The following is a 6,436-nucleotide window of genomic DNA, read 5'->3' as shown; positions in this document are numbered from 1 at the left end:
GGCGGGTCTGTGGTGCGTGGCGATCGGTTATGGCCGCGATGAGCTGGCTGACGCCGCCGCGAAGCAGATGCGCGAACTGCCTTACTACAACCTGTTCTTCCAGACCGCGCACCCGCCGGCACTGGAACTCGCCAAGGCTATCGCCGACGTGGCGCCTGAAGGCATGAACCACGTGTTCTTCACCGGCTCCGGCTCCGAAGGCAACGACACCATGCTGCGCATGGTTCGCCATTACTGGGCGATCAAGGGCCAGCCGAACAAGAAAGTCATCATCAGCCGCAAAAACGGTTATCACGGTTCCACCGTGGCCGGCGCCAGCCTGGGCGGCATGACTTACATGCACGAACAGGGCGACTTGCCGATTCCGGGCATCGTCCACATCGCGCAGCCGTACTGGTTCGCCGAGGGCGGCGACATGTCCCCGGAAGAGTTCGGCATCTGGGCGGCCAATCAGCTGGAAGAGAAGATTCTGGAAGTCGGCGTGGATAACGTCGGTGCCTTTATTGCCGAGCCGATCCAGGGCGCCGGCGGCGTGATCATTCCGCCAGACACCTACTGGCCGCGCATCAAGGAAATCCTCGCCAGGTACGACATCCTGTTTGTCGCTGACGAAGTGATCTGCGGTTTCGGCCGTACCGGCGAGTGGTTCGGTTCGGATTTCTACGACCTGAAGCCGGACATGATGACCATCGCCAAAGGCCTGACCTCCGGTTACATCCCGATGGGTGGCCTGATCGTGCGCGATGAAGTGGTGAAGGTGCTCAACGAGGGCGGTGATTTCAACCACGGCTTTACCTACTCCGGGCACCCGGTGGCGGCGGCGGTGGGTCTGGAAAACATCCGCATCCTGCGCGACGAGAAAATTATCGAGAACGCGCACAACGAAACGGCACCGTATTTGCAGAAACGTCTGCGCGAACTCAACGACCACCCGTTGGTGGGCGAAGTACGCGGCGTTGGTCTGCTGGGGGCGATCGAGCTGGTGCAGCACAAGGCCACGCGCAAGCGTTACGAAGGCAAGGGCGTGGGCATGATCTGCCGGCAGTTCTGCTTCGATAACGGCCTGATCATGCGCGCCGTGGGCGACACTATGATCATTGCGCCGCCGCTGGTGATCAGCAAGGCGGAGATCGATGAGCTGGTTACAAAGGCACGCAAGTGTCTGGACCTGACCCTCAGTGCATTGCAAGCCTAAGTGCTAGGCTTCGAGCGGGGGAGCTGCGGCGCTCTCGCTCGAAGGTGTCAGAAAGGTTGGCCTTTTGTTGAAAGACCGCCTCCGATCTTGCCAGACTAGCCGCGGTTCCAGTTGTCGGGGTTCGGCCGCTGAACAAAGTGGTTCAAAAAAGAAAAATTTGGAGCATGACGCATGAAGGCATTAGGTAAAAAGCTTGCTGGCAAGACTCTTCTCGCTTTGTCCGTAGCGGGCATGATGGCGGGTGCGGTTCACGCGGATGACAAAGTACTGCACGTCTACAACTGGTCCGACTACATCGCTCCGGACACCATTGCCAACTTCGAGAAAGAATCCGGGATCAAAGTCGTCTACGACGTATTCGACAGCAACGAAACCCTGGAAGCCAAGCTGCTGGCGGGCAAGTCCGGTTATGACGTGGTCGTGCCGTCGAACAACTTCCTGGCCAAGCAGATCAAGGCTGGTGTTTATCAGGAACTGGACCAGTCCAAGCTGCCTAACTGGAAGAACCTGAACCAGGACCTGCTCAAGGCCGTGTCGGTCAGCGACCCGGGCAACAAGCACGCCTTCCCGTACATGTGGGGTTCTATCGGCATCGGTTACAACCCGGAGAAGGTCAAGGCTGCACTGGGCGTCGACACCATCGACTCGTGGGACGTGCTGCTCAAGCCGGAAAACATCGCCAAGCTCAAGAGCTGCGGCGTGAGCTTCCTCGATTCGCCGACCGAAATGCTCCCGGTCGCGCTGCACTACCTGGGCCTGCCTACCGACACCCAGAAGAAAGAAGACATCAAGAAAGCCGAGGACCTGTTCCTCAAGATTCGTCCTTCGATCACCTATTTCCACTCCTCCAAGTACATCTCGGACCTGGCCAACGGCAACATCTGCGTAGCGGTCGGCTACTCGGGTGACGTGCAGCAGGCCAAGTCCCGTGCCGCCGAGGCCGGTGACAAGGTCAAAGTCAGCTACGCCATTCCGAAGGAAGGCGCTGGCAGCTTCTTCGACATGGTCGCCATCCCCAAAGATGCCGAAAACGTTGAAGGCGCCTACAAGTTCATGACCTTCCTGCAGAAGCCTGAGGTCATGGCCGGCATCACCAACGCCGTGCGCTTCCCGAACGGTAACGCCGCGGCAACGGCATTGGTGAACAAAGACATCACCAGCGATCCAGGCATCTACCCGCCAGCCGACGTGCAGGCCAAGCTGTATGCGATCGCCGATCTGCCAGCAGCGACCCAGCGTGAAATGACCCGCAGCTGGACCAAGATCAAATCCGGCAAATAAGCCGGTTTGAAGCAGTAACCGTTGGCCGGCGTCTGTGAGGAGGCGGCCAGCGGTGCAATTAAATGACAAGGAAGTTTTGCAGGATCGGTTTTTCGAGGGTAAGTTGCGCGCCGGTTTTGTTGCCGGACAGCCACGGCTGTGATGGAACGCGGGGCAACTTGGGCCCAACCAATTTAGAGGACCTCCACTTGTCTATTTTTTCTTCTTTGCGCAAAGCCCTGCTGGCCACTGCCGGCCTGACGATCGCTGTCGGAGCCCAGGCCGCCGGTACGGTGCATATTTATAACTGGTCGGATTACATCGGCGAGACCACCCTGGCCGACTTCGAGAAAGCCACCGGGATCAAACCGGTGTACGACGTGTTCGATTCCAACGAAACCCTAGAAGGCAAGCTGCTGGCCGGGCGTACCGGTTACGACGTGGTCGTGCCGTCGAACCACTTCCTTGGCAAGCAGATCAAGGCGGGCGCGTTCCAGAAGCTCGACAAGGCGCAGTTGCCGAACTATTCGAACCTCGACCCGGTGCTGCTCAAGCGCCTGGAGCAGAACGACCCGGGCAATCAATACGCCGTGCCGTACCTGTGGGGCACCAACGGCATCGGCTACAACGTCGACAAGGTCAAGGCTGTGCTCGGTGTCGACAAGATCGATTCGTGGAGCGTGCTGTTCGAGCCCGAGAACATCAAGAAACTGCACAGCTGCGGCGTGGCGTTCCTCGACTCGGCGGATGAAATGATGCCGACCGTGCTCAATTACATGGGCCTGAACGCCAACAGCACCAATCCGAAGGATTACGAAAAGGCTACGGCCAAGCTGCTCGCCGTGCGTCCTTACGTGACCTATTTCCACTCCTCGAAATACATCGGTGATCTGGCCAACGGCGACATCTGCGTGGCCATCGGCTTCTCCGGCGATATCTTCCAGGCCAAGCACCGTGCCGAAGAAGCCAAGAAGGGCGTGAACATCGCCTACTCGATTCCGAAAGAGGGCGGCGCGCTGTGGTTTGACATGCTGGCGATTCCGAAGGACTCGTCCAACGTCAAGGAAGCCCATGCCTTCATCAACTATTTGCTGAAACCTGAGGTGATTGCCCAGGTCAGTGATTACGTCGGTTACGCCAACCCCAACCCGGGGTCGGACAAGCTGATGGAACAGTCCATCCGCACCGATGAAGCGGTTTATCCACCGCAGGCAGTTCTCGACAAGACCTATGTGTCGACCGAGTTGCCACCCAATATTCAGCGTTTGATGACCCGCAGCTGGACCAAGGTCAAGTCGGGCAAGTAAGGCACAAACTATCCTGGGTTCGTCCGCGTAGGGCGAACTGCACTGTTTTTTTCTGGGAGTTTCGTAAATGGCAGTTGCCTCCGGCGCCTATAAGAAAGCCCTCGAGGGCGACCAGACACCTAAACAGGTGTTGGTCAAAATCGACCGGGTCACGAAGAAGTTCGACGAGACGATTGCCGTGGACGATGTGTCCCTGGAAATCAAAAAGGGCGAGATTTTCGCCCTGCTCGGCGGTTCGGGATCGGGCAAATCCACGCTGCTGCGCATGCTGGCAGGGTTCGAACGACCCACGGAGGGGCGCATTTTCCTCGACGGCGTTGACATCACCGACATGCCGCCGTACGAGCGACCGATCAACATGATGTTCCAGTCGTACGCCTTGTTCCCGCACATGACCGTGGCGCAGAACATCGCCTTCGGCCTCAAGCAGGACAAGATCCCCAACGCCGAGATCGATGCGCGCGTGGCCGAGATGCTCAAACTGGTGCAGATGAGCCAGTACGCCAAGCGCAAGCCGCATCAATTGTCCGGCGGTCAGCGTCAGCGTGTGGCCCTGGCGCGCTCGCTGGCCAAGCGGCCGAAGCTGTTGCTGCTCGACGAGCCGATGGGCGCACTGGACAAGAAACTGCGTTCGCAGATGCAGCTGGAACTGGTAGAGATCATCGAGCGCGTGGGCGTGACCTGCGTGATGGTGACCCACGACCAGGAAGAGGCCATGACCATGGCCGAGCGCATCGCGATCATGCACCTGGGCTGGATCGCGCAGATCGGCAGCCCGATCGACATCTACGAAACCCCGACCAGCCGCCTGGTCTGCGAATTCATCGGTAACGTGAACATCTTCGAAGGCGAAGTGATCGACGACGCCGAAGGCCACGCGACCATCACCTGCAAGGACCTCGACCGGCAGATCTATGTCGGCCACGGCATCAGCACCTCGGTGCAGGACAAATCGGTGACCTACGCGATTCGTCCGGAGAAGCTGCTGGTCACCGCTGAAATGCCGACCTGCGAATACAACTGGTCGAGCGGCAAGGTGCATGACATCGCTTACCTGGGCGGGCACTCGGTGTTCTACGTCGAACTGCCGAGCGGCAAGCTGGTGCAGTCGTTCGTCGCCAACGCCGAACGTCGCGGCGCGCGTCCGACCTGGGGCGATCAGGTTTACGTGTGGTGGGAAGACGACAGCGGCGTGGTGCTTCGCTCATGAACATGCGCAAATTCAAACGCCGCCTCAATCGAATAATTCCCGGTGGCCGCCAGTTGGTCATCGGGGTTCCCTTCATCTGGCTGTTCCTGTTCTTCATGCTGCCATTCTTCATCGTTTTGAAGATCAGCTTCGCCGAAGCCGACGTGGCCATCCCGCCGTACACCGAGATCTACACCTTCGCCGAGCAGAAGCTGCAATTGCTGCTGAACCTCGGTAACTACGCGATGCTGGGCGACGACGAGTTGTACATCGCCGCCTACCTCGGCTCGCTGAAGATGGCATTTTTCAGCACGCTGCTGTGCCTGCTGATCGGTTACCCGATGGCCTACGCCATCGCCAGCGCCCGCAAAGAGCTGCAGACCGTGCTGGTGCTGCTGATCATGATGCCGACCTGGACCGCGATCCTGATCCGCGTGTATGCGTGGATGGGCATCCTCAGCAACAACGGCCTGCTCAACGGTTTCCTGATGAGCATGGGCTGGATCGACGAGCCGCTGCAGATCCTCAACACCAACCTGGCGGTGTACATCGGCGTCGTTTACTCGTACCTGCCGTTCATGATCCTGCCGCTGTACGCCAACTTGGTGAAGCACGATCACAGCCTGCTGGAAGCTGCTGCCGACCTCGGTTCGAGCACCTTCAACAGCTTCTGGAAAATCACCATTCCGCTGTCAAAGAACGGGATCATTGCCGGCTGCATGTTGGTGTTCATCCCGGTGGTGGGCGAATTCGTGATCCCGGAACTGCTCGGCGGCCCGGAAACCCTGATGATCGGTAAAGTGCTCTGGCAAGAGTTCTTCAACAACCGTGACTGGCCGGTGGCATCTGCCCTGGCGGTGGTGATGCTGGCGATCCTGATTGTGCCGATCATCCTGTTCAACCGCAGTCAGGCCAAGGAAATGGAGGGCAAAGAATGAAGAACTTCCGTTTCTCCAGCCTGATGCTGGTGCTGGGCCTGTTGTTCATCTACGCGCCGATGCTGATCCTGGTGATCTATTCGTTCAACGCCTCGAAACTGGTGACGGTGTGGGGCGGCTGGTCGGTGAAGTGGTACGTCGGTCTGCTCGACAACACGCAACTGATGGGCTCGGTGGTGCGCTCGCTGGAAATCGCCTGCTACACCGCGGTTGCGGCGGTGGCGCTGGGTACGCTGGCAGCGTTCGTGCTGACCCGCATCACCCACTTCAAGGGCCGCACGCTGTTCGGTGGTCTGGTCACCGCGCCGCTGGTAATGCCGGAAGTGATCACCGGTCTGTCGCTGTTGCTGCTGTTCGTGGCCATGGCGCAGATGATCGGCTGGCCGCAGGAACGCGGCATCGTCACCATCTGGATCGCCCACACGACGTTCTGTGCGGCGTACGTGGCGGTGGTGGTGTCGGCGCGTCTGCGTGAGCTGGACCTGTCGATCGAAGAGGCGGCCATGGATCTGGGGGCGCGGCCGTGGAAGGTGTTCTTCCTGATCAC

At 59.2% G+C, this 6,436-nt stretch carries 6 protein-coding genes; all 6 read left to right on the top strand.

The window, feature by feature from the left end:
* The coding region (locus DBR18_RS09155) for an aspartate aminotransferase family protein (protein WP_256588649.1) at positions 1–1,195 on the top strand (1,195 nt) is incomplete at its 5' end.
* A 171-nt stretch (positions 1,196–1,366) separates the two neighbouring features.
* On the top strand, positions 1,367–2,476 hold the full coding sequence (locus DBR18_RS09150) for a polyamine ABC transporter substrate-binding protein (protein ID WP_108590090.1): 1,110 nt from the start codon (positions 1,367–1,369) through the stop codon (positions 2,474–2,476).
* Positions 2,477–2,664: 188 nt separating this feature from the next.
* Positions 2,665–3,762 carry a polyamine ABC transporter substrate-binding protein gene (locus DBR18_RS09145; RefSeq protein ID WP_108590089.1) on the top strand — a complete coding sequence of 366 codons (1,098 nt, stop codon included), beginning with the start codon at positions 2,665–2,667 and terminating at the stop codon, positions 3,760–3,762.
* A gap of 67 nt (positions 3,763–3,829) precedes the next feature.
* Positions 3,830–4,972, top strand: coding sequence for an ABC transporter ATP-binding protein (locus DBR18_RS09140; RefSeq protein WP_108590088.1), 1,143 nt, complete (start codon positions 3,830–3,832; stop codon positions 4,970–4,972).
* Positions 4,973–5,007: 35 nt separating this feature from the next.
* Positions 5,008–5,889 (top strand): ABC transporter permease subunit, encoded by an 882-nt coding sequence (locus tag DBR18_RS09135; RefSeq protein WP_174377002.1) that lies wholly within the window; start codon positions 5,008–5,010, stop codon positions 5,887–5,889.
* The coding region (locus DBR18_RS09130) for an ABC transporter permease subunit (protein WP_146188748.1) at positions 5,886–6,436 on the top strand (551 nt) is incomplete at its 3' end. The genes DBR18_RS09135 and DBR18_RS09130, both read left to right, overlap by 4 nt.

The sequence above is a fragment of the Pseudomonas sp. HMWF021 genome (genome assembly GCF_003061005.1).
Taxonomy (GTDB): Bacteria; Pseudomonadota; Gammaproteobacteria; order Pseudomonadales; family Pseudomonadaceae; genus Aquipseudomonas.
The sequence above is the reverse complement of the archived record's forward strand: the minus strand, read 5'-3'. Positions and strand labels throughout refer to the sequence as shown.